Origin of the sequence: Chroococcidiopsis cubana SAG 39.79 (assembly GCF_003991895.1) — a bacterium.
Classification (GTDB): Bacteria; Cyanobacteriota; Cyanobacteriia; order Cyanobacteriales; family Chroococcidiopsidaceae; genus Chroococcidiopsis; species Chroococcidiopsis thermalis.
The window spans coordinates 1-19,807 of record NZ_RSCK01000045.1 but is presented as its reverse complement, the minus strand read 5'-3'; the positions used below and the strand labels follow the sequence as shown (position 1 = coordinate 19,807).

The 19,807-nt window shown below is 44.6% G+C and carries 25 protein-coding genes and 1 pseudogene; 11 read left to right on the top strand and 15 right to left on the bottom strand.

The window, feature by feature from the left end; all coding sequences use genetic code 11:
• Nucleotides 1–271 precede the first annotated feature (271 nt).
• Nucleotides 272–670 (top strand): response regulator, encoded by a 399-nt coding sequence (locus DSM107010_RS22655; protein ID WP_041462315.1) that lies wholly within the window; start codon nucleotides 272–274, stop codon nucleotides 668–670.
• A gap of 216 nt (nucleotides 671–886) precedes the next feature.
• Here DSM107010_RS22655 and hemL read toward each other — a convergent pair whose 3' ends face one another.
• Nucleotides 887–2,197, bottom strand: coding sequence for a glutamate-1-semialdehyde 2,1-aminomutase (hemL, locus tag DSM107010_RS22650; RefSeq protein WP_106167454.1), 1,311 nt, complete (start codon nucleotides 2,195–2,197; stop codon nucleotides 887–889).
• Nucleotides 2,198–2,301: 104 nt separating this feature from the next.
• On the opposite strand from hemL, the gene DSM107010_RS22645 reads away from it, so the two are divergent.
• Nucleotides 2,302–2,490, top strand: coding sequence for a ChaB family protein (locus tag DSM107010_RS22645; RefSeq protein ID WP_015152386.1), 189 nt, complete (start codon nucleotides 2,302–2,304; stop codon nucleotides 2,488–2,490).
• Here DSM107010_RS22645 and DSM107010_RS38655 read toward each other — a convergent pair whose 3' ends face one another.
• A complete protein-coding gene (locus DSM107010_RS38655; RefSeq protein ID WP_158631846.1) occupies nucleotides 2,491–2,643 on the bottom strand; it encodes a hypothetical protein in 153 nt (50 codons plus the stop codon).
• A 24-nt stretch (nucleotides 2,644–2,667) separates the two neighbouring features.
• On the opposite strand from DSM107010_RS38655, the gene hisIE reads away from it, so the two are divergent.
• Complete coding sequence (gene hisIE / locus DSM107010_RS22640) at nucleotides 2,668–3,321, top strand: bifunctional phosphoribosyl-AMP cyclohydrolase/phosphoribosyl-ATP diphosphatase HisIE (RefSeq protein WP_015152387.1); 654 nt, start codon at nucleotides 2,668–2,670, stop codon at nucleotides 3,319–3,321.
• Nucleotides 3,322–3,435: 114 nt separating this feature from the next.
• Here the strand turns inward: hisIE and DSM107010_RS22635 are convergent, their stop codons facing one another.
• The 5 genes from DSM107010_RS22635 to DSM107010_RS22615 form a co-directional block, all read right to left on the bottom strand.
• On the bottom strand, nucleotides 3,436–4,161 hold the full coding sequence (locus tag DSM107010_RS22635; RefSeq protein WP_015152388.1) for a gamma-glutamyl-gamma-aminobutyrate hydrolase family protein: 726 nt from the start codon (nucleotides 4,159–4,161) through the stop codon (nucleotides 3,436–3,438).
• Between the two features lie 114 nt (nucleotides 4,162–4,275).
• Complete coding sequence (locus tag DSM107010_RS22630) at nucleotides 4,276–4,494, bottom strand: type II toxin-antitoxin system HicA family toxin (RefSeq protein WP_106167453.1); 219 nt, start codon at nucleotides 4,492–4,494, stop codon at nucleotides 4,276–4,278.
• Nucleotides 4,494–4,736 (bottom strand): type II toxin-antitoxin system HicB family antitoxin, encoded by a 243-nt coding sequence (locus DSM107010_RS22625; RefSeq protein ID WP_015152390.1) that lies wholly within the window; start codon nucleotides 4,734–4,736, stop codon nucleotides 4,494–4,496. The genes DSM107010_RS22630 and DSM107010_RS22625 overlap by 1 nt, the downstream gene beginning before the upstream one ends.
• A 111-nt stretch (nucleotides 4,737–4,847) precedes the next feature.
• Nucleotides 4,848–6,236, bottom strand: a complete 1,389-nt coding sequence (gene asnS / locus DSM107010_RS22620) for an asparagine--tRNA ligase (RefSeq protein ID WP_106167452.1) — start codon at nucleotides 6,234–6,236, stop codon at nucleotides 4,848–4,850.
• A 117-nt stretch (nucleotides 6,237–6,353) separates the two neighbouring features.
• Nucleotides 6,354–6,731, bottom strand: a complete 378-nt coding sequence (locus tag DSM107010_RS22615; RefSeq protein WP_015152392.1) for a sll0565 family protein — start codon at nucleotides 6,729–6,731, stop codon at nucleotides 6,354–6,356.
• Between the two features lie 44 nt (nucleotides 6,732–6,775).
• Between DSM107010_RS22615 and DSM107010_RS22610 the strand changes: the two genes are divergently transcribed.
• Entirely contained in the window at nucleotides 6,776–7,069 is a 294-nt protein-coding gene (locus DSM107010_RS22610; protein ID WP_015152393.1) for a DUF6439 family protein, read from the top strand.
• Between the two features lie 155 nt (nucleotides 7,070–7,224).
• Here DSM107010_RS22610 and DSM107010_RS22605 read toward each other — a convergent pair whose 3' ends face one another.
• From DSM107010_RS22605 to rlmD, 3 genes are all read right to left on the bottom strand, one after another.
• Nucleotides 7,225–7,680 carry an ATP-binding protein gene (locus DSM107010_RS22605; RefSeq protein WP_106167451.1) on the bottom strand — a complete coding sequence of 152 codons (456 nt, stop codon included), beginning with the start codon at nucleotides 7,678–7,680 and terminating at the stop codon, nucleotides 7,225–7,227.
• A 499-nt stretch (nucleotides 7,681–8,179) separates the two neighbouring features.
• Nucleotides 8,180–8,341 carry a hypothetical protein gene (locus DSM107010_RS38650; protein ID WP_158631845.1) on the bottom strand — a complete coding sequence of 54 codons (162 nt, stop codon included), beginning with the start codon at nucleotides 8,339–8,341 and terminating at the stop codon, nucleotides 8,180–8,182.
• 10 nt (nucleotides 8,342–8,351) lie between these two features.
• A complete protein-coding gene (rlmD, locus tag DSM107010_RS22600; protein WP_181246446.1) occupies nucleotides 8,352–9,767 on the bottom strand; it encodes a 23S rRNA (uracil(1939)-C(5))-methyltransferase RlmD in 1,416 nt (471 codons plus the stop codon).
• Nucleotides 9,768–9,844: 77 nt separating this feature from the next.
• On the opposite strand from rlmD, the gene DSM107010_RS22595 reads away from it, so the two are divergent.
• The gene (locus DSM107010_RS22595) at nucleotides 9,845–10,330 is read left to right on the top strand and encodes an allophycocyanin subunit alpha-B (protein ID WP_015152396.1); all 486 of its coding nucleotides are present in this window, start codon (nucleotides 9,845–9,847) and stop codon (nucleotides 10,328–10,330) included.
• A gap of 125 nt (nucleotides 10,331–10,455) precedes the next feature.
• Here DSM107010_RS22595 and DSM107010_RS22590 read toward each other — a convergent pair whose 3' ends face one another.
• From DSM107010_RS22590 to DSM107010_RS22570, 5 genes are all read right to left on the bottom strand, one after another.
• Nucleotides 10,456–10,686, bottom strand: coding sequence for a hypothetical protein (locus DSM107010_RS22590; RefSeq protein ID WP_181246447.1), 231 nt, complete (start codon nucleotides 10,684–10,686; stop codon nucleotides 10,456–10,458).
• 367 nt (nucleotides 10,687–11,053) lie between these two features.
• Entirely contained in the window at nucleotides 11,054–12,559 is a 1,506-nt protein-coding gene (locus tag DSM107010_RS22585; RefSeq protein WP_127024024.1) for a UbiD family decarboxylase, read from the bottom strand.
• Between the two features lie 118 nt (nucleotides 12,560–12,677).
• Nucleotides 12,678–13,070, bottom strand: coding sequence for a type II toxin-antitoxin system death-on-curing family toxin (locus tag DSM107010_RS22580; protein ID WP_106168887.1), 393 nt, complete (start codon nucleotides 13,068–13,070; stop codon nucleotides 12,678–12,680).
• Entirely contained in the window at nucleotides 13,057–13,242 is a 186-nt protein-coding gene (locus DSM107010_RS22575) for a hypothetical protein (RefSeq protein ID WP_015152400.1), read from the bottom strand. Before DSM107010_RS22575 ends, DSM107010_RS22580 begins: the two co-directional genes overlap by 14 nt.
• Before the next feature lie 60 nt (nucleotides 13,243–13,302).
• The gene (locus tag DSM107010_RS22570; protein ID WP_106168888.1) at nucleotides 13,303–14,337 is read right to left on the bottom strand and encodes a glycosyltransferase family 2 protein; all 1,035 of its coding nucleotides are present in this window, start codon (nucleotides 14,335–14,337) and stop codon (nucleotides 13,303–13,305) included.
• Between the two features lie 211 nt (nucleotides 14,338–14,548).
• Here DSM107010_RS22570 and miaB point away from each other — a divergent pair, with 211 nt between their 5' ends.
• The 6 genes and pseudogenes from miaB to DSM107010_RS22540 form a co-directional block, all read left to right on the top strand.
• Nucleotides 14,549–15,913 carry a tRNA (N6-isopentenyl adenosine(37)-C2)-methylthiotransferase MiaB gene (gene miaB, locus DSM107010_RS22565; protein ID WP_106168889.1) on the top strand — a complete coding sequence of 455 codons (1,365 nt, stop codon included), beginning with the start codon at nucleotides 14,549–14,551 and terminating at the stop codon, nucleotides 15,911–15,913.
• Nucleotides 15,914–15,999: 86 nt separating this feature from the next.
• The gene (locus tag DSM107010_RS22560) at nucleotides 16,000–16,641 is read left to right on the top strand and encodes an antibiotic biosynthesis monooxygenase family protein (RefSeq protein ID WP_015152403.1); all 642 of its coding nucleotides are present in this window, start codon (nucleotides 16,000–16,002) and stop codon (nucleotides 16,639–16,641) included.
• A gap of 121 nt (nucleotides 16,642–16,762) precedes the next feature.
• Nucleotides 16,763–17,158 (top strand): VOC family protein, encoded by a 396-nt coding sequence (locus DSM107010_RS22555; RefSeq protein ID WP_015152404.1) that lies wholly within the window; start codon nucleotides 16,763–16,765, stop codon nucleotides 17,156–17,158.
• 268 nt (nucleotides 17,159–17,426) lie between these two features.
• The gene (locus DSM107010_RS22550; protein WP_106168613.1) at nucleotides 17,427–18,299 is read left to right on the top strand and encodes an oxidoreductase; all 873 of its coding nucleotides are present in this window, start codon (nucleotides 17,427–17,429) and stop codon (nucleotides 18,297–18,299) included.
• Between the two features lie 27 nt (nucleotides 18,300–18,326).
• The gene (locus DSM107010_RS22545; RefSeq protein ID WP_106168612.1) at nucleotides 18,327–19,238 is read left to right on the top strand and encodes an NADP-dependent oxidoreductase; all 912 of its coding nucleotides are present in this window, start codon (nucleotides 18,327–18,329) and stop codon (nucleotides 19,236–19,238) included.
• A 103-nt stretch (nucleotides 19,239–19,341) separates the two neighbouring features.
• Nucleotides 19,342–19,713: pseudogene (locus tag DSM107010_RS22540) on the top strand (transcription antitermination factor NusB); the annotation flags it as partial.
• Nucleotides 19,714–19,807 lie beyond the last annotated feature (94 nt).

The window sequence follows — 19,807 nt, the reverse complement described above, 5'->3', positions numbered from 1 at the left end:
TTAATAGTATCTTTACAAAGCTTACCCTCAGCATCCTAATTTATTTGCTTACAAAAAGATACTAATAGTAGCCGATGAGTAATTCCCAGTATTATTCTGGATTAGCGACGATCGCGCTTAGATTTCAATCTACCCACTCCTGTTTTTTCGCTTTAAGTATGCAATTCTACTAAAGGAAAATTTTATTCGTACCTTAACAACAGCCAGAGAATGCTGTCATAGCTTACGTCCGCTGTCAATTTAATATGCAATCTCCTGTAACAAAGTTATGATGAAAACCGTTTTGATTGTAGAGGATGACCCTATAAATGCTCGCGTTTTTGCCAAAATTTTGACAAAACGTGGTGGCTTAGAGACAAAGCATACGGAAAATGTAGAAGAGGTCATGGAGATTGCGACATCTGGACAAGTCGATATTATTTTGATGGATGTTTCTCTTTCGCGCAGCGTTTATCAGGGTAAAGCCGTGGATGGGATCAAGATTACCCAAATGCTAAAGTCAAATCCGCAAACTGCTAAGTTACCAATTATCCTCGTCACAGCCCACGTTATGGAAGGCGATCGCGAAAACTTTCTGCGCCAAAGCGGTGCAGACGGTTACATTTCAAAACCAGTCGTGGATCACCAGCAGTTTGTCGAACAAATTTGGGCGATGTTGCCGAAAGAATAGGGAGTAGGGAGCAGGGAGCAGGGAGTGAGTTGCAGTCCTTGAACTCTCTGTTTTTTATCTTAATACAGATGTACTAATTCAGGATGTGAAAACAAACCGCGAAGGCGCTGGGCGATCGCGGTGGTGAAGAAAGGAAAAGGTGTGCTTTCGTTACAACAGGTTAAATTGTGAAAGCGAGTGGCTACTACTCAGGAGTCACTAATCACTGGTCACTGGTCACTGGTAACTGGTCACTGACATTAGCACTTCTCTAGCAGCGGCTAAAGTCTGCTCTACATCCGCATCGGTGTGAGCTAAAGAGGTAAAGCCAGCTTCAAATTGAGAAGGCGCGAGATAGATTCCTCGCTCTAACATCCCGCGATAGAAACGGCTGAATTTGATTAAATCTGCCTTTTTAGCGTCTTCGTAATTATGTACTGGTCCTTCGGTAAAGAAGAAACCAAACATCCCGCTAATTTGCCCGCCACAAGCGGCGTGTCCTGTTTCTTTGGCAACTTGCAGCATTCCATCAGCTAACTTTTTCGTGATGCGATCGAGCGCTTCGTATGTCCCAGGCTTTTGCAGCAATTCCAAAGTTTTAATCCCTGCTGTCATTGCTAGGGGATTACCAGAAAGCGTTCCAGCTTGATAGACAGGACCTGCTGGGGCAATCATAGACATGATATCTTTGCGTCCGCCGTAAGCGCCTACAGGCAAACCGCCACCGATAATTTTACCCAACGTAGTTAAGTCAGGGGTGATGCCAAATCTCTCTTGAGCGCCACCGTAGGCAATCCGAAAGCCTGTCATGACTTCATCAAACACGAGCAACGCACCGCGATCGCGGGTAATTTCTCGCAATCCTTCCAAAAAGCCGGCATCGGGAGAAATAAAGCCAGCATTACCGACAACTGGCTCTAAAATGACACCAGCAATTTCATCGGGATTTTCTTCAAATAATGCTTTGACCGTTTCTAGATCGTTGTAAGGCGCAGTCAGAGTATTGCTGGTAGCAGACTTAGGTACACCTGGAGAATCTGGTAAACCGAGGGTAGCAACCCCAGAACCAGCTTTCACCAGAAACATATCGGCATGACCGTGATAGCAGCCTTCAAATTTGATAATCTTATCTCGTCCTGTAAAAGCTCGCATCAAGCGCAGGACTGCCATACAAGCTTCCGTACCAGAGTTGACGAAGCGTACCATTTCAATGCTAGGGACGGCATCAATCACCATCTCCGCTAGCACGTTTTCCAAAACAGAAGGCGCACCGAAGCTCGTACCTTTTTCTAAGGCGGCGTGTAAAGCAGCGATCACCTCTGGATGAGCGTGTCCGCAAATGGCGGGACCCCAAGTCCCGACATAATCGATGTATTTATTGCCATCGACATCCCAAATATATGCCCCCTCAACGCGATCGAATACGATCGGCTGTCCGCCTACAGATTTAAAAGCTCGAACTGGAGAACTAACGCCCCCGGGCATGAGTTTCTGAGCAGCGGCAAAAATCTCTTCTGATTTGGTGGTTTTAATGCTGGTATTAACCAAGGTTCTCTCCTAAGTTGAATATTAAAACTCTGTCTTTTGGGGTTTGTGGGTTCAATTCAAAACACCTAAGGTAATAAATTACACGATAAAAAAAGAATAAAATTATGTTATACCGAACCAATCAAGATTTACCTGCGGAAATCCGCGATCGCTTACCTGAAGCAGCACAAGATTTGTATCGAGCTGCTTATAATTCAACCATTCAATGGTATGGAGAAACAGCACAAGCTCATAAAGCAGCTCTAACTGCCGTAAAGATCTATTCTGCCAGAAATTTAGTCACAAGTGTTTAATCATTCAGTGGTGAGTGGTGCGTGGTGGGTGAAACACTCTAACTCCCAACTCTTCCAGCCAGCGATCGCTGCTGGCTGAGAACTGACAATCAATAACTGACAATCAACAACTGATAATAGATCGGCAGTGGTATCTTGAATTGAGTATGCCACTGTCGATCGTGTCAGGGTTTTTATATGTCCTCCAATCCAGAATTAAATTCTTTTGCTCAAGCTATTCCGCTGGACAAAATTCGCTATGACGAACGCGGATTAGTACCAGCCATCGTCCAGGACTATTTAGACGGTACGGTGTTGATGTTGGCGTGGATGAATCGCGAGTCGTTGCAAAAAACTTTGGAGACTGGCGAGACTTGGTTTTGGAGTCGTTCCCGTACAGAACTATGGCATAAAGGAGCGACATCAGGACACATCCAAAAAGTGCGATCGCTCCGTTACGATTGCGATAGCGATGCAATTCTCATCAGTGCCGAACAAATCGGTGATATTGCTTGCCATACAGGGGAACGGAGTTGTTTTCACCGCGAAGATGGACAGATTGTTCCACCACCAGCAGACACTCTGTCTCAATTATTTGCCATCATTAGCGATCGCCGCGATAATCCTCAAGAAGGTTCTTACACTTGCAAGCTCTTAGCAGGGGGAGACAATAAAATTTTAAAGAAAATTGGCGAGGAGTCGGCTGAGGTAGTGATGGCATTTAAAGACGACGAACCAGATGCGATCGCGGGGGAAGTAGCAGATTTGCTATACCATACTTTAGTCGCCCTAGCACATCACCACGTTGATTTGAAAGACGTTTACCGCAAACTCCAACAGCGCCGCCGCTAATCAGTTACCAGTTACCAGTTACCAGTTACCAGTGAAGTTCAATTTACGACTTTCCAATTACCAATTACCAATTACCAATTACCATTTACCAACACCCCACACCCTATTCGTTGATTAAGCAGTTTTCCACATTCCCATTCTCGTTCTTGCCGCAGTGACAAAAGCGTGAAAGATCCGATATTGGGATGAATCTTGAATAGACATTTCAGGATGCCATTGTAGCGCGATCGCCCAAGGATGATTTCCGTGTTCTAAAGCTTCGATGACTCCATCCGGTGCTTTTGCCGCAATCCGCCACTCAGAGGGAATAGTACCAACTGCTTGATGATGCCAAGAAACGACAGGTACTTCTAACGTACCGACAATTTGGGCTAGGTGAGTATCTGGAGCAATTTTTACAGTATGCTCAGTTGAAAGCGCTTGGTCAGCTCGATGGGCTATAACTTCGCCAAACTCATCGGGTAAGTGAGGAATCAGGCTACCACCAGTAGCTACCACTAGTATTTCTAAGCCGCGACAAATACCCAAAATTGGTATTTCAGTAGCCAAAGCCAATTGCGCTAGAGAAATTTCCGAGCGATCGCGTTCTGGGTCGATATTGTAAATTGTAGGATGACACACCCCATTATACATGTCGGGATCGATATCACCTCCACCAGAGAAAACTAAACCATCTAACTGAGCAAACATAGCAGCGAGGTTAGGTTCTCCTGCTGGAATTAGTATCGGTACACCTCCTGCCGAGCGTATTGCTTCCACATAAAATTTAGATAGAGAGAAATTGCCTGTAAGCATCTGTCCCGATGTGGTGATGCCAATCAGAGGCGGTTGAAACTTCATCTTGCGTTTTAGTTTAAGTACGATCGCGGCATTTTGCTATTCTGCCATCCCTTTTGCTATTTTGCCCGATCGCAGCGAGTAGGTTGGTAACGCTGCCTACTTCTACTGCTAACTTTAAATACTTTCCCATTCGTCGCGACTAATACCTGCTTCAGGTAAAATCTGAGCCAGCAACCCTTTACTAATGTCACCTCTATGAGGGTTAGGTATTCGTAGGCGCAGGGTTCCTTTTATCATGAATTGGTGTTTTTTGCCTGAATAAGATCCATCAAAACCTAAAGCACGCAAGCAGGTAATTAAGTCTTTGCGGCTAATTGGTTCAAAAAGAGGCATCAAGCAGCTTCCTTTTTAAAAGAAAGATCGATATCATCTAGCACGGGAAGCTGATGTCCAAGCTGTAACCCCAAAAGAATCCAGCCTTCTAAAACCTCTTGTAGCTCGTCTCGGCAAGCTTCTAGAGTTTCTGCATTTGCCCACACACCTTGACAATCAGGAATTCTACCGTAAAAAGTTCCATCTTCTAGCAACTCATATGTTGCTTGATGCATTGCAGTTTCAATATATTTTATCAGCATCTGTCTTACTCAAACAATGTATCTAAATCTCAGTAGCCACTAACCACTTGCTCAACCTCAATCATGTTTATAGACAGCTTAGCTGTAGGGTGGGCAATGCCCACCACAAAATTAAAACTCGGCACTCAATGGCGCACGCGGGAAGGGAATAACATCGCGAATATTGCCCATACCCGTCATAAATTGGACTAACCTTTCAAACCCCAAACCAAAACCAGCATGAGGCACAGTACCATAACGGCGCAAGTCTAAATACCACCACAAATCGTCAGGATTGATATCTTGAGATTGCATCCGTTTTTCTAAAACTTCTAACCGTTCTTCCCGTTGAGAGCCACCAATAATTTCGCCAATCTTAGGCGCGAGAACGTCCATAGCACGAACGGTTTTATCGTCATCGTTTACCCGCATATAAAAGGCTTTAATCTGCTTGGGATAATCGGTAACGATAACCGGCTTTTTAAATAATTCTTCTGCTAAGTAGCGTTCGTGTTCCGATTGTAAATCCAATCCCCACTCAACCGGATATTCAAAGGTTTTTGTGGCTTTTTCTAACTGCGCGATCGCCTCTGTATAAGTAATTCGTTCAAATTGGTTGTTGATAATATTATCAGCCGTTGCCAACACAGAATCATCAATTCGCTGATTGAAAAATTCCATATCTTCTGGACAAGTTTCCAAAACATATTTGAAAATATGCTTTAAAAACGCTTCTGCTAAATCCATATTTCCCACTAAATCGCAAAAAGCCATTTCTGGCTCCACCATCCAAAATTCTGCTAAATGTCGAGATGTATTAGAATTTTCTGCCCGAAATGTAGGACCAAATGTGTAGACGTTGCTAAACGCCATCGCCATGACTTCAGCTTCTAATTGTCCGCTGACAGTTAAAAAAGCTTGTCCGCCAAAAAAATCTTGGCTGTAATCGATTTTGCCATTTTCAGTCTGCGGAATCTTTTTCAGATCCAAACTCGTAACTGTAAATAGTTCCCCCGCGCCTTCGCAATCGTTACGGGTAATCACAGGGGTGTGAACCCACAAGAAACTCCGTTCTTGAAAGAACTGATGGATTGCCGTCGCACAGGCGTTACGGACGCGAAAAACTGCCCCTAACGAATTGGTACGCGATCGCAAATGTCCGATTGTCCGCAAAAATTCAAATGAGTGGCGTTTTTTCTGCAATGGGTATGTTTCGGGATCGGCATCACCGAACACTTTTACGGTTTCGGCTTGCAATTCAATTCTTTGCCCTTTACCTTGCGAAGGCACTAGCACCCCGCTAATTTCCACCGAAGCGCCTGTATTAATCTGCTTCAGAGTTGCTTCGTAGTCTGGCATTTCCGCCTTCAGTACCGCTTGCAAACTTGCCAGGGACGATCCATCGTTCACTTCTACAAACGCAAACCCTTTTAAATCGCGTTTGGTGCGTACCCAACCCTGAACTGTCACAGACTCATCTGATTGTCCGTTGCGTAAAATTTCAATAATGCGTCGCTTCATAAAAGGGAGTAGGGAGTAGGGAGTAGGGAGTAGGGAGTAGGGAGTAGTGGGTAGTCAATCGTTTTAACCGTTCATTTTTGACTTTTGACTTGCCGATTACCCATTACCAATTACCCATTACCCAGTACATGACTTTAATATCCAGCCTACAATAACTCCTAACCCACCGAAGCGGACAGCTTGCCAGAAAGGGGCTTTCAGGCTTCCCCAAGAAAATAATTGGCTTTCGAGGTTGACTTCTATGGTTTCTAGTTGTGCTTGAATTTGCTTTAGTTCTGCCTTTAACTGTACTTTTGAGTGTGGCGATCGCGATCGTTCGATGTCTCGCTTAACCTGTTTTAATTGCTGCTGGAGTTCTGCTTGCTGCTGTTTGTCTTGTTTTACTTGAGCGTAGCGTTGTTTCAGGGCAACAAGCGATCGCTCAACTTCGGCGATCGAGTTTTCCAACTCATCCTCTGATGGTGCAGGTGATTCTGATGGCTGTGGCGGTTGCATCGATATTTGTTAGATTAGCGATCGAAACTAATATGCCCACCAGTATGCTTCAACCTACCAAGTTGGATCGAAAATCATCGTTAAGCGAATTTAGCACGCAGGAACTAGCCCAAGCTTTGCTGGAAAGGTTGTCAATTTCCCCTGATGAGTGGCACAAGCTTAAGTCTAATCGTAAAGCTAGAGCCAACGAACAAGCAGCGGCGGCGATCGTCTTTTTACTTAAAGACCAACCAGAAGAAGCATTACCAAGGTTACAACAGGCAGTTGGCTGGTTAGACCGCTCGATCTCTGCTCCACCTTGCCCTACTCATCAAAAAGGGGTGAGGAGTGAGGAGTAAGGGAGAAAGAACCAGGAGACAGGGTAGACAAGGGGGACAAAGGAGCTTCTTCAGGTGCAGGGGAGCAGAGGAGAAATTTCTGAGGTTTTCCGACTTCCAAATTTTGAATTTTGAATTTTGAATTCCCCTCGCTCCTCGCTCCTCACTCCTTGCCCCTAATTAAGCAGGGGTAATCGGAAGCGGCTACCCATTTGCTTACCAAGTCTGAGTTCTGTTCCGGCTGCGTTCCAAATGACGCGATCGAATATTTTGTATAAAATACAAGTACCGCGACCGTTTTCCGATTCTGTTGAAGGCAAATACGCTTCAGGATCGAGAGTGTCGCACTCACAGCAAGGACGCTCAAAACCGCAACCTTGATCGGAAATAATCCACCAGTAATGGTCGTCCGTGTAAGAAAATCGGACGATGACAACCTTACCGGGATCTAGCTTGTTCCCGTGTTTAGCTGCATTAACTAGTGCTTCCTGCAAACCCAGGCGTAGTTCTGCTTGTAACCGACACGGTACTTCTGCTAAGAGTAAATCGAGGATAGAACACAAATAGAGCGTAGAGGCAAAGCTAATCGTACTCCAGTTACGCCCAACTGGACGCGATGAGATAGTAATCACTACAAAAAACTCCGTAGCTTCCGGCTATTAATGACACGAACTTGCTGAGCGACAAACATAACGAATTAACAAACGCTAGGTACGATTTACTTCGTTTGTGTGCAGTCAAAGCAAACGTTGCTGACGTGCAATAGCTGAAAGAACTACTGCGAAGCTGTAAAAAACTTGTGCGTACGATCTGCGATCGCCACTCCATATAGACAACCAATCGAGCGAATCCAGCCTTTCTTCCTCAACAGCATATAGCCCCTTGGATATCTGCCAACCTTCAAAAACAACAGCCAACCTTATATATGCGTTATATATGCGTTGACTGTATTTTCACTTGAATTGTATTGATCGAGATTAAAATTGGCAGCTGCCTCTTAATCAATATTAGCATCTTTGTTATCTTCTATCCTACACATTTATGCGGATCTATCGTAATTATACCTAATAGGGGAGTTGGTAATGGGTAATGGGTAATGGGTAATTGTTATCAGTAGCTAGTGGCTGGTGGCTAGTGACTAGAAATTCTTCCTTGTCTTCCTTGTCTCCCTTGTCCCCCTTGTCCCCCTTGTCCTCCTTGTCCCCCTTCGCCCCCTAATCCCCACTCCCTTCGGTCGCGGGGACCCCTTGTCCCCCTTGTCCCCCTTGTCCCCCTTGTCCTCCTTGTTCCCACACCCCACACCCTACACCCCACTCTCCCTCTCCAAGAAGGCTGCACACTCCACATGGGCGGTTTGGGGGAAAAAGTCGGCTGGTTGGACTCTGGTAAGGCGGTATTTGCCATTTTGACAGAGCAATTTTAAATCGCGGGCAAGGGTGGCGGCTTTACAACTGACGTAGACGATCCGCTGCGGCTGGGTTTGCAGTAGAGTTTCAATGACGGCGCGATCGCATCCTTGGCGGGGTGGATCGAGCAGTACAATATCTGGAGTCGTTTCGAGTTGGGGCAGCAGTTTTTCGACTTCTCCGACTTGAAATGTAGTGTTGGTAATCTGGTTGAGTCGGGCGTTGTTTTGGGCTTGTTCAACAGCGGCGGATTGAACTTCTAAACCGATTGCTTGTCGCACTTTTTGGGCTAGGGGTAAGGTTAAAGTGCCAATGCCACAATATGCATCTACTAAGATTTCGTCACCTTGTAAATTCAGGTGTTGAGTAATTTCCTGCAAGAGTGCCTCAGCCACCTCCGTATACACTTGAAAGAATGTATCGGGTAGCACATGAAACTTTAAATCCGCAAAAATTTCTAGTAGATACGGGTGTCCGGCAATACATCGGGTTTCACTGCCAAAAATAACGTTGGTGCGATCGCTTTGGCGATTTAACGAGACTCCGACTAGCTGCGGATACCTGTTTAACCATTCTTGCGCCTGGGTTTCAATTCCAGGTAAGTCCCAATCTTTTACTACTAGAGTTAGCAGCATTTCTCCCGTACGGCGACCGATTCGTAAGGCTAAATGGCGTACTTGTCCTCTGTGGTGTTTTTCGTCATATACCCGCCATCCCCGTTGTTGAATGTCTTGTTTGACTTCTGCTAGTAGAGGGTTGAGGCGAGGATCTTGGACGGGGCATTGATTTAGGTTAATTAACTGATGGCTGCCTTTTTGGTAGTAGCCTGCTTGGATTTGTCCTGTAGCCGATTTTCCTAAAGGATATGTAGCTTTGTTACGATAACCGAGATCGGCATTCCCTGTTAAAACAGCATCGACAGGGGGATTAACAAAGCTGCCAATTCGTTCTAATGTCTGGATAACTTGATGGCGCTTGGCTTCCAGTTGATGTTCGTAGGCGATATGCTGCCACTGACAGCCGCCGCATTTATCAGCTACGATGCAGCGCGGACGAATGCGATCGCTAGAAGATTCGAGGAGTTCTTGGAGTTTACCGTAGGCGTATTGCGGCTTGACACGCACCAAACGCACCTTAGCGCGATCGCCTGGGGTCGTATCGGGAATGAAAACAACCCTACTGTTGACACGCCCCACCCCATCACCACTATCATTTAAGTCGGTAATGGTTACTTCTACTAAGTCGCCCTGTTGCCAGCGGTCGGGAGTGCGATCGATCATGTTTTGTAAATTTTGTCCCCTTGTAACAGACATAACTGAAAAGATCCCTTTATTTGGGGGACATGAAATCGCTAAACTACAAATGATATTCTGACTCATTACCTATAATCATGAGTGTAGTAAGCCAAGTTATTCTCAAAGCCGATGATGAGCTGCGCTATCCCAGCGCTGGCGAACTCGAAAACATTAAAAACTTTTTGCAAACAGGCATACAGCGGATGCGCATCGCCGCAACCCTAGCCGAAAACGAAAAGAAAATCGTTCAGGAAGCAAGTAAAAAACTGTGGCAAAAACGTCCTGACTTTATCGCCCCTGGTGGAAATGCCTATGGCGAACGTCAGCGGGCGCTGTGTTTGCGGGACTACGGCTGGTATCTGCGTCTAATTACTTATGGCGTGCTAGCTGGGGATAAAGAGCCGATTGAAAAGATCGGTTTGGTCGGTGTCAGAGAAATGTATAATTCTCTGGGCGTTCCCGTTCCTGGTATGGTTGAGTCAATTCGCTGTTTGAAGAATGCTTCTTTGTCTCTATTGAGTGCGGAAGAAGCAGCAGAAGCAGCACCTTATTTTGACTATATCATTCAGGCGATGTCATAGTTTTTGAGTTTGCTAAATTAGCTCAAATTTGTTTTGGTTTAATATCAGCAAATGTCTCCCCACTCTTGGTAGTGACTGTGGCAGGTTTTATGTCAGGTTGCTAGCAAGTGGTGGGGAAACTTTTTTTATTTGTTTTGGAGTCGCGATAGGTATGATTTTAAAATTTTAATGTCTCCCGGTGGAGCGGTAACTGTATTAGGATCGTCTTTAATTCTCAAATAGTGTTCTTGTAGTGCGGCTTTGCGAATGCTGTCGTGTTCTTCTCCTACGTGTTCTAGGGCAAAGTCTATCAGTTCCTCGTTTGTCATTTGCTGAAGTTGCGATTTAAATTCCTCAGACATATTTTCTACTTGCATAGATTTAAGCTATTAATGTCACGCAAAGACGCAAAGGCGCAAAGAAATGTATAGATTTCTCTGGTGATGAGAAGTAAAGATCGTATGGGCAATGCTCATCCTAACTATTAGTTGTAGATACTTACTAGCCTTCAGAAGATAAGCTTGAGTGGGATAATTTAGTTGCGAAAACTCAACCTAAACTGATTGCTGCTGCTAAACGGGCTAGACAAGAGATTGCTGAAGGATTAGCACAGCCTTTAGATTACGACAAGCTATGATTACGATCGCTTTTTCCAATAAAAATTTTGATTGAATTCAATTTAGCTATCGCAATCTACACCATAACTTGTAGGGGCGCACAGCTGTGTGCCCCTACGAAACCGATTTAACGCATATCGTAACCGAACAAATTTGGATCGACTTCTCCTAGTTGCAAATCTGCCAAACCATATTCACTCCAACGCCTTTCTACCATTGCTGCTACATTAGGATCGGATTCTAAAGGTGCGCCCCATTCATGTTCTGTTTCAGGGGGAATTTTGGTAGTTGCATCAATTCCCATGCGTCCGCCTAAACCAATTTTCTCGCTGGCGAAATCGAGGCTATCGAAGGGTGTATTGGGCAAAATAAACACATCTCTGGTAGGGTCAACTTTAGAACTAATTGCCCATACTACCTGACGCGGATTGCGGATGTTAATGTCTTTATCCACCACAATCACGAATTTAGTATAAGTAAATTGGGGTAAGGCACTCCAAAAAGCTAGAGCTGCCCGCCGCGCTTGCCCAGGGTAAGCTTTATCAATGGAGATAATCGCGGCTTTGTAGCTTAAAGCTTCCATTGGGAGGAAGAAATCGACAATTTCAGAAACTTGTTGCCGCAGAATAGGAGTATAGATCCGATTGAGCGCGATCGCCATCATTGCTTCTTCTTTCGGCGGACGACCGCTAAATGTGGTCAAATAGATTGGATCTTGGCGGTGAGTCATGCAGTGGAAACGCACCAAGGGCGAATCTTCCAATCCACCGTAATAACCCATATGATCGCCGAAAGGACCATCGGGTAAAACTTCCCCTGGGGTAATGGTTCCTTCTAAGACAAATTCGGAGTCGGCGGGAACTTCTAAATCTACGGTTTTGCACTTTGCTAAGTTCACTCCAGAACCGCTATAAAGTCCGGCGAACAGCCATTCTGATAAATCGACAGGGATAGGAGTAGCCGCCGCCATGATAATTAAAGGATCTACACCAAGGGCGATCGCAATTTCTAATTTCTTACCTTTTTCTGCGGCTTTACGCAAATGTCTTGCCCCACCCCGTACCGATAACCAATGTACGGTCATCGTGTTACGCGATTGTAGTTGTAAGCGATACACGCCGACGTTAGGCGTACCTGTCTCGCAATCTTTGGTAATGACTAAACCCAGCGTGATAATTTTGCCTGCATCCCCTGGATAGGGACGGATTAGGGGAAGTTTATTTAAATCGAGTTCGTCGCCTTGAATCACGACTTGCTGACAAGCGGGAAAAAAGTCTCTTCCTGGTTTGGCTTTGACAACATCAAATAACACCTTGCCAAATTCTACCGCTTGAGAAATCTTCTTCGGTGGTTTTGGCTGTTGCAGCATACTCAGCTTTTTCCCCAGTTCTTCTAATTCTTGGGGTGTCTGCATGTTCATCGCCCAGCAGATCCTTTCTACCGTCCCCATCAAGTTAACTGCTACGGGATGGGGCGAACCTTTGACGTTCTCGAACAATAAACCAGGACCACCTTGTTGTAACATCCGGTTAGAAATCTCGGCAATTTCTAAATCGGGATCGACTAATGCGGTAATTCGCCGCAATTGTCCTCTTTCTTCTAGAAGTTTGATGAATCCCCGCAAATTTCTCATATGGAAAGTGAGTAGTGAGTGGTGAGTGGTTGTCTGTTGGTCTGCGATCGCACCTCCCACTATTATTTATAATTATGAGAAAATATGACAAATCGAGCGAGAAATATCTGGCGATCGCTTACTGTGGCTTTATGTGTTGTTTTAATAGTAAGGTAAGTTCTTCCTTACTAATTTCACCTTGAGCTACTTGTAGTACTATTTGGTAGGCTTGCTCATCAGAAAAGCTTAAATTGCAGCCATTTAAACGCAAAAACGCTTCCATTGCACCAAAAGCAGTACGCTTATTGCCATCTAGAAATGGATGATTTTTGGCAATATGATAGAGATAAGCAGCTGCTTGTGCGTGAATCGTAGGATGCAGTAACTCACCAAAGAAAGTTGCTTTTGGTTGGAAGATGGCAGATTCAAGTAAGCCTTCATCTCTGATACCAGGCAGACCACCAAACTGTTCGAGTAAAATTTGGTGAATAATCAAAATATCATTTAGTTCTAAAAATTCAGGATTCTGCAAGGCGACGGTAAACCTCCTGACGTTCTTCAAGAGAAACTAAGAAAGCTTGTACTGCCTTGCTATGATTTGTTTCCGACTTTCGCTTCAGTGAGTAGATCGATTCTAAAATTGCCTGCAACTGAGGTTCGCTGAGGGAATCAATTTCTTGGATAATTTTTTCTCTGGTATTCATTTTGCGATTGGTAAGTGGTAATTGATAATTGGTAATTGATGATTTTCACTTTTGTCATTTTCAATGACGAATATTTAACGTATCTTGTTTAATTTTTCGTTCTTGGATAGTGCCGATTGCCTTTATAGCTAAAGTCTCAATTCGATTATATAATTTTTGCGGTAGTAGCAGGAGCAAGTAAGCGGCTATTAGGGTTGAGAGAGTTCTATAGGGTTCCTCAAATATTAATTTCCCATAATTAGCTAAAGCTAGATGAATTAATTTAACAGCTGTTTTTCCTTTCCGAAACCGGACGGCACTGCGGGCTAAATACCTGATGTAATAAGATTTTATTACTCCCCGCCAACGCAAGTTTAATTCTGGGGCGTACAAACGAGTTTTTTCAATTTCTTGGCTGGCAGATTCTAACCGCTTCAATAAGTTTGCTGTCATCCCTCCAGAATTGACTCTATATAGCGTCAAAGCTGCGGGAATACCTTCAATTTTCCATTGAGTTTGAATCAGAATCCGTAGTAAAAAATCGGTTTCTCCTCCCGATATCCTAAATTGTTCGTCAAAATAGCAATCTTCAAAATTGCCATGTTGTTGATGCGTAAATTTGATGTCTTCTAAAACTTTACGACGTATGACTCCTGCCGAACCATTTCCAATTGGATTACAACGAATTAGATATGATAAGTTAATTCCTTTTAGTTTTGGCATTTGATAAGTTCCTAAACACTTACCACGTTCATCGATAAAACTAGAACGACAAAAACTCATGCCAACAAAAGGAGATGATTCTAAATGCGCGATTTGTTTTTCTAATTTTTGCGGCAGCCACAAATCGTCTCCATCTAAAAAGGCGATATATTCTCCTTTTGCATGACGAATTCCCGTGTTTCGTGCCGCTGGTACGCCGCGATTTTCTTGACGAATAATTCTAATTCTTGGATCGTCAAATTGCTGACAGATTTGTACACTGCGATCGGGCGAACCGTCATCAATGACTAGAATTTCAAAGTTTTTGTAAGTCTGTGCCAACACTGAATGAATTGTCGCTGCAATATATGGCTCACTCTTGTAAACCAAAACAATAACAGAAACTTTTGTCATCTTTGAGCTTTGCACCCAATTTAGGGGTAGTAAGATTTATCATACGGTAATGTTGCGTAAGAAAAACTTCCTTGCAGTAATATTTTTTACTAAAATAGCTTGCGGCTTAGCTGCGAGTCGAGCTAGAACCGTAAAAATCCGTGCAAAAATCTATAGTTCAAAAATCTATAATGGGTAAATGTAAAGCTAAATCCGAACTTGTCTGCACGTAATGATCGCTTCTAACCGCCGCTATCACATCACCACTTTTGGCTGCCAGATGAACAAGGCTGACTCCGAACGCATGGCTGGCATCCTTGAGGATATGGGCTTCGAGTGGTCAGAAGACCCGAATGAAGCAAGTTTACTCCTCTACAATACTTGCACGATTCGGGACAACGCCGAGCAAAAAGTTTATTCCTACTTAGGCAGACAGGCGAAGCGCAAGCAGGAACAAGCAGACTTGACAATAGTTGTTGCTGGTTGCGTGGCACAGCAGGAAGGCGAAACACTGCTGCGACGAGTACCGGAAATCGATCTCGTCATGGGACCCCAACACGCCAACCGTTTAGAAGAATTGTTAGAACAAGTATTCGACGGCAATCAAGTTGTAGCAACAGAACCGATTCAAATTGTCGAAGATATTACGAAACCGCGCCGCGATAGCACCGTCACAGCTTGGGTTAACGTTATCTACGGTTGCAACGAACGCTGTACTTACTGCGTGGTTCCCAACGTGCGTGGTGTAGAACAGTCTCGCACGCCGGAGGCGATTAAAGCCGAGATGGTAGAGTTGGGCAAACAGGGATATAAAGAAATTACCTTACTCGGTCAAAATATCGATGCTTATGGGCGCGACTTACCAGGAACAACCCCAGAAGGCAGACACTTACACACGCTGACAGATTTACTCTACTACGTCCACGACGTACCAGGAGTCGATCGCCTCCGTTTTGCTACCAGTCACCCGCGTTATTTCACCGAACGATTAATTCGTGCTTGTGCGGAGTTACCCAAGGTATGCGAGCATTTTCACATTCCCTTCCAATCGGGCGATAACGAAGTCCTCAAACGGATGTCACGGGGTTACACCCACGAAAAATATCGGCGGATTATCGATAAAATTCGGCAACTGATGCCCGATGCTTCAATTAGCGCTGATGCGATTGTCGGCTTTCCTGGGGAAACTGAAGCGCAATTTGAAAATACACTCAAATTAGTGGCAGATATTGGTTTCGACCATTTGAATACAGCCGCTTATTCCCCACGTCCCGGGACTCCCGCTGCTTTATGGGATGCACAATTAAGTGAAGAAGTCAAGAGCGATCGCCTGCAAAGATTAAATCATTTAGTTGCCACCACAGCCCAAGCGCGATCGCAGCGTTATTTAGGTAGAGTTGAGGAAGTTTTAGTAGAAGACCAAAACCCCAAAAATCCCCAGCAAGTGATGGGAAGAACCAGAGGAAATCGTCTGACGTTCTTTGATGGCGATATTATCCAGCTCAAAGGTAAATTAGTCACAGTCAAAATTACCGAAGTACGGGCTTTTAGTTTGACAGGAGAACCGATAGAGGCGCGTCAATTGGTAGTTAGTTGACAGTTGACACTTATCAGTGTAGAAAGCTGACTGTAACCGAAGGTGCGATCGATTGAGGATTGCTGTAGCTGAGTAGAGGTTTAAAAATGCCTTCTATTGCCAAACACAACGAGGTTATTACAGTCATCATTATTTTTGCTGTAGAACCAGAACAACAGCAGGAACTAATAAATACAATTGTGGAATTCGTGGAGGCAGATGTAAAGCACCAACCTGGTTTTGTTTCATCGAGTCTCCACAAAAGTTTAGACGGTATCAGAGTCCTAAACTACGCTCAGTGGAAAACTCTAGAAGATTACAAAGCTTTCCTCAATAACTCTGAAATACAAGCGCGGGGAGCAGCTAAATTAGCCAATTTTCATTTACTAGACTCCCGTGTATACGAGGTAACGATTTCTTTACCGGAATCAGCAGATCTCACAATTTCTCCAGGGCGCTTAATTCACCTGGGAGAATTTAGAATGAAGCCAGAAAATCAGTCTCGCTTGATAGAGCTAGAGCGAGAAAACGTCACAATTGCGTTAGAACACCCCGATCTATTATCTGCAAATTTTCACCGTTCGCTTGACGGAACGCGCACGATGAATTATGGATTTTGGCAAACTCTCGATAATTTTGAACTACTAGTCAAAGAACCAAAATTTGCCCCCGTGCGAGAATATTGGCAAGGTTTATCAGAAAACGAATTTCACCTGTACGAAGTCGTTTTCACCGAACCTCATGAGTAAAAGTCAAAAATTAAAAGTTAAAAGTCAAAATCTCATAGAGCGATTGCTGATAACTGATAACTTTCTACAGACGTTAAATGTAACGTCTCTACACTAACAACTGACAACTGATAACTGAATTATGCAAGTTCGTACCTCTTACACTAGACTTTTAGTTACCGATCTGAAAGCTTGCTTTGCTTTCTATCGAGATATTTTGGAATTTAAGGTAATAGTAGATGCTACTCAGGAAGGGTACGCTGAATTTGCCGCTGGAGATATGAAACTAGCAATCTCGCAACGGCAAGAAATGGCAGAAATAATTGGCAGCGATCGCCTCCCACTTCACGCAGAATGTCAAGATCGTGCCGTGTTAGTTTTTGTGGTTGCCGATGTAGAAACAGTTTGTCACGAATTAAAACAAAAGGGAATTAAATTTACTAGAGAGCCAATGGCTAATCCTAGTTACGATCTCAAAACTGCTTATATACGCGATCCTGATGGAAACTTAATTGGGATTTATCAATATATGATTTAATCGAGTTGACGATCGATAGGTCTGCAATTGAGTTGACAATATAGCTCTCATTGTTCTACCTTGAAATATGCATGAGGAACTATCGCTCGTTGAAAATACAAAGCAGAAATTAAGAAAGTAGCGAGTGTAAGAATTAAGGGATACTTTTCTTGTTCTCAGCTAGCTGTATCGCACCAAATTGAGTTTGGTTAAAAATTTCAAACCAAAACGTACAACTGACAATTCAATCGCGCCATAGAGTAAACCAATTCAGCAATTGGAGAGTTTTATGACATCTGTGCAAAATTCTCGCGTGTGGTTGATTACAGGTAGTTCTAGTGGGTTCGGGAGAGCGATCGCCCAAGCAGTATTAGATCGGGGCGAGAAAGTCGTAGTAACGGCACGAAATCCCCAACATGTTGAAGATATTCAGACAAAATATCTTGATCGCGCTCTAGCAGTGCAGCTAGACGTGACTCAGCCAGCACAAGTCAAGGCAGCAGTAGAAACGGCGATCGCTAAATTCGGACGCATTGACGTACTGGTAAATAATGCTGGCTACGGTACGATGGGGGCGTTGGAAGAACTCAGCGATGAAGCAACTCGCCGCCAGTTTGAAACGAATGTTTTTGGGGCGCTGAACATGATGCGAGCAGTGCTACCCTCGATGCGACAGCACCGCAGTGGATACATTCTCAACCTTTCTTCGGTAGGTGGTTTCGTGTCTTTTCCTGGCGCTGGGATCTATTGCGCGACTAAGTTTGCTCTAGAAGCCTTGTCTGAAGCACTTGTCAAGGAAGTAGAGGCGTTAGGGATTAAAATTATCATTGTCGAACCAGGGGCGTTTAGGACGGATTTTAATGGGCGATCGCTCGTTTTAGCCGATACTCAAATTGCCGACTACGAACCTATAGTTGGTGGTTTCCGTCAGTGGCTGCAAGATATGGATGGCAAGCAACCAGGCGATCCCGTTAAAGCAGCCGAGGCAATGATTCAAGCCGTAAATAGCGACAACCCACCTTTAAGACTCGCTTTAGGTGCAGATGCCGTGGATGCAATTGAAACAAAACTAGAATCAGTCAAGGCAGAGATGGAGGCTTGGAAAGACGTAGCCGTGAATACAGCTTATGAAGGGGCAGCTGTCGGCGCGATTGGAGGTTAACTGTTCTATACATACTCCATACAACTTATGAAAGCAATTCGGATGCACGCTTATGGTGGCGCAGATGTCTTGAAGTACGAAGACGTGCCGCTACCTCAACCCGCAGCAGATGAAGTTTTAATTCGGATCTATGCAGCAGGAGTTAATCCTGTAGATTGGAAGATTCGCGAGGGATATGTGGGTAAAACCTTCAATTTGCCCCATATTCTCGGTGCTGATGTTGCGGGAGTTGTGGAGTCTGTGGGTGATGCCGTGCAGCGACTGAAGCCAGGAGATGAAGTGTACGGTTACGCTAGCTTGCGGCGGGAAGGTACGTATGCTGAATACATCGCTGCTAAAGCATCGGAAGTCACGCTAAAACCTAAAAGTATCGACTTTATTCAAGCAGCAGCTTTACCAGTGGCAGCGCTGACATCCTGGCAGGCAATGTTTGATACGGCGCACTTAGAAGCAGGACAAAAAATTCTGATTCATGCCGCATCTGGTGGAGTCGGATCGATCGCCGTGCAATTAGCAAAAGCCAAGGGTGCGCGTGTTATCGGTACGGCTTCTACTCGGAATACTGAATTTATCCGCAAATTGGGAGTAGACGAAGTCATAGATTATCAGGCAACACCATTTGAAGATGTCGTGCGCGATCTCGATGTGGTTCTAGATACAATTGGTGGTGAAACAAGAGCGCGATCGCTCAAAGTTCTCAAACCAGATGGGATACTCGTTTCAATTGTCGGTTCACCACCAGAAAGTGCCAGCGTGCGAGTTGCGATTACCCACGTACAACCAAATGCGGCGCAATTAGATGAAATTACCACTTTCATCGACTCAGGGCAAGTTAAACCGTATGTCGAAACCGTACTACCCTTGAGCGAAGCCGCACAAGCACACCAGTTAAGCCAAAGCGGACGGACGCGCGGTAAAATCGTGCTGCGGGTTGACTAAAGGAAGAAAGCACTAAATTTTTCTCCGATCGCCAAGTCGCTGCATACTAGTACCTATACTTAAATGAGTTGGTGTATTCGATCGAGCTAACTTATAATCGCGCATGGAAAATCCTCGCCAACTAGCTTTTATCGCTCTCAAGGCAGTACATCGCGATGCATATGCAGATGTCGCTTTAGATCGGGTACTTAGTCAATCGAATTTAAATCCTAACGATCGCCGTTTGGTAACAGAATTAGTCTACGGTAGCGTCAGAAGAATGCGATCGCTCGACGTTCTGATCGATCGCTTAGCCAAAAAAAAATCTCACCAACAACCCCCCGACTTACGCACAATTCTGCACATTGGCTTATACCAGCTATGTTATCTGACTCAAATCCCCTCCTCTGCCGCTGTAAACACAACAGTGGAATTGGCGAAAAATAATGGTTTGGCCGGATTGAAGGGATTGGTCAAGGGGATTTTGCGGCAGTTTTGACGGGAGGCGGAAGGGGGGGGTTTCCAAACCCGTCCGTACGGGAGTCGGGAGTCGGAGGACAAGGGAGACAAGGGGGACAAGGGGGACAAGG

Coding starts and splice junctions, on each gene's coding strand:
- DSM107010_RS22655 (WP_041462315.1), top strand. CDS start 272: ATGAAAACCGTTTTGATTGTAGAGGATGACCCTATAAATGCTCGCGTT.
- DSM107010_RS22645 (WP_015152386.1), top strand. CDS start 2,302: ATGTTATACCGAACCAATCAAGATTTACCTGCGGAAATCCGCGATCGC.
- hisIE (WP_015152387.1), top strand. CDS start 2,668: ATGTCCTCCAATCCAGAATTAAATTCTTTTGCTCAAGCTATTCCGCTG.
- DSM107010_RS22635 (WP_015152388.1), bottom strand. CDS start 4,161: ATGAAGTTTCAACCGCCTCTGATTGGCATCACCACATCGGGACAGATG.
- DSM107010_RS22630 (WP_106167453.1), bottom strand. CDS start 4,494: ATGCCTCTTTTTGAACCAATTAGCCGCAAAGACTTAATTACCTGCTTG.
- DSM107010_RS22625 (WP_015152390.1), bottom strand. CDS start 4,736: ATGCTGATAAAATATATTGAAACTGCAATGCATCAAGCAACATATGAG.
- asnS (WP_106167452.1), bottom strand. CDS start 6,236: ATGAAGCGACGCATTATTGAAATTTTACGCAACGGACAATCAGATGAG.
- DSM107010_RS22615 (WP_015152392.1), bottom strand. CDS start 6,731: ATGCAACCGCCACAGCCATCAGAATCACCTGCACCATCAGAGGATGAG.
- DSM107010_RS22610 (WP_015152393.1), top strand. CDS start 6,776: ATGCTTCAACCTACCAAGTTGGATCGAAAATCATCGTTAAGCGAATTT.
- rlmD (WP_181246446.1), bottom strand. CDS start 9,767: ATGTCTGTTACAAGGGGACAAAATTTACAAAACATGATCGATCGCACT.
- DSM107010_RS22595 (WP_015152396.1), top strand. CDS start 9,845: ATGAGTGTAGTAAGCCAAGTTATTCTCAAAGCCGATGATGAGCTGCGC.
- DSM107010_RS22590 (WP_181246447.1), bottom strand. CDS start 10,686: ATGCAAGTAGAAAATATGTCTGAGGAATTTAAATCGCAACTTCAGCAA.
- DSM107010_RS22585 (WP_127024024.1), bottom strand. CDS start 12,559: ATGAGAAATTTGCGGGGATTCATCAAACTTCTAGAAGAAAGAGGACAA.
- DSM107010_RS22575 (WP_015152400.1), bottom strand. CDS start 13,242: ATGAATACCAGAGAAAAAATTATCCAAGAAATTGATTCCCTCAGCGAA.
- DSM107010_RS22570 (WP_106168888.1), bottom strand. CDS start 14,337: ATGACAAAAGTTTCTGTTATTGTTTTGGTTTACAAGAGTGAGCCATAT.
- miaB (WP_106168889.1), top strand. CDS start 14,549: ATGATCGCTTCTAACCGCCGCTATCACATCACCACTTTTGGCTGCCAG.
- DSM107010_RS22560 (WP_015152403.1), top strand. CDS start 16,000: ATGCCTTCTATTGCCAAACACAACGAGGTTATTACAGTCATCATTATT.
- DSM107010_RS22555 (WP_015152404.1), top strand. CDS start 16,763: ATGCAAGTTCGTACCTCTTACACTAGACTTTTAGTTACCGATCTGAAA.
- DSM107010_RS22550 (WP_106168613.1), top strand. CDS start 17,427: ATGACATCTGTGCAAAATTCTCGCGTGTGGTTGATTACAGGTAGTTCT.
- DSM107010_RS22545 (WP_106168612.1), top strand. CDS start 18,327: ATGAAAGCAATTCGGATGCACGCTTATGGTGGCGCAGATGTCTTGAAG.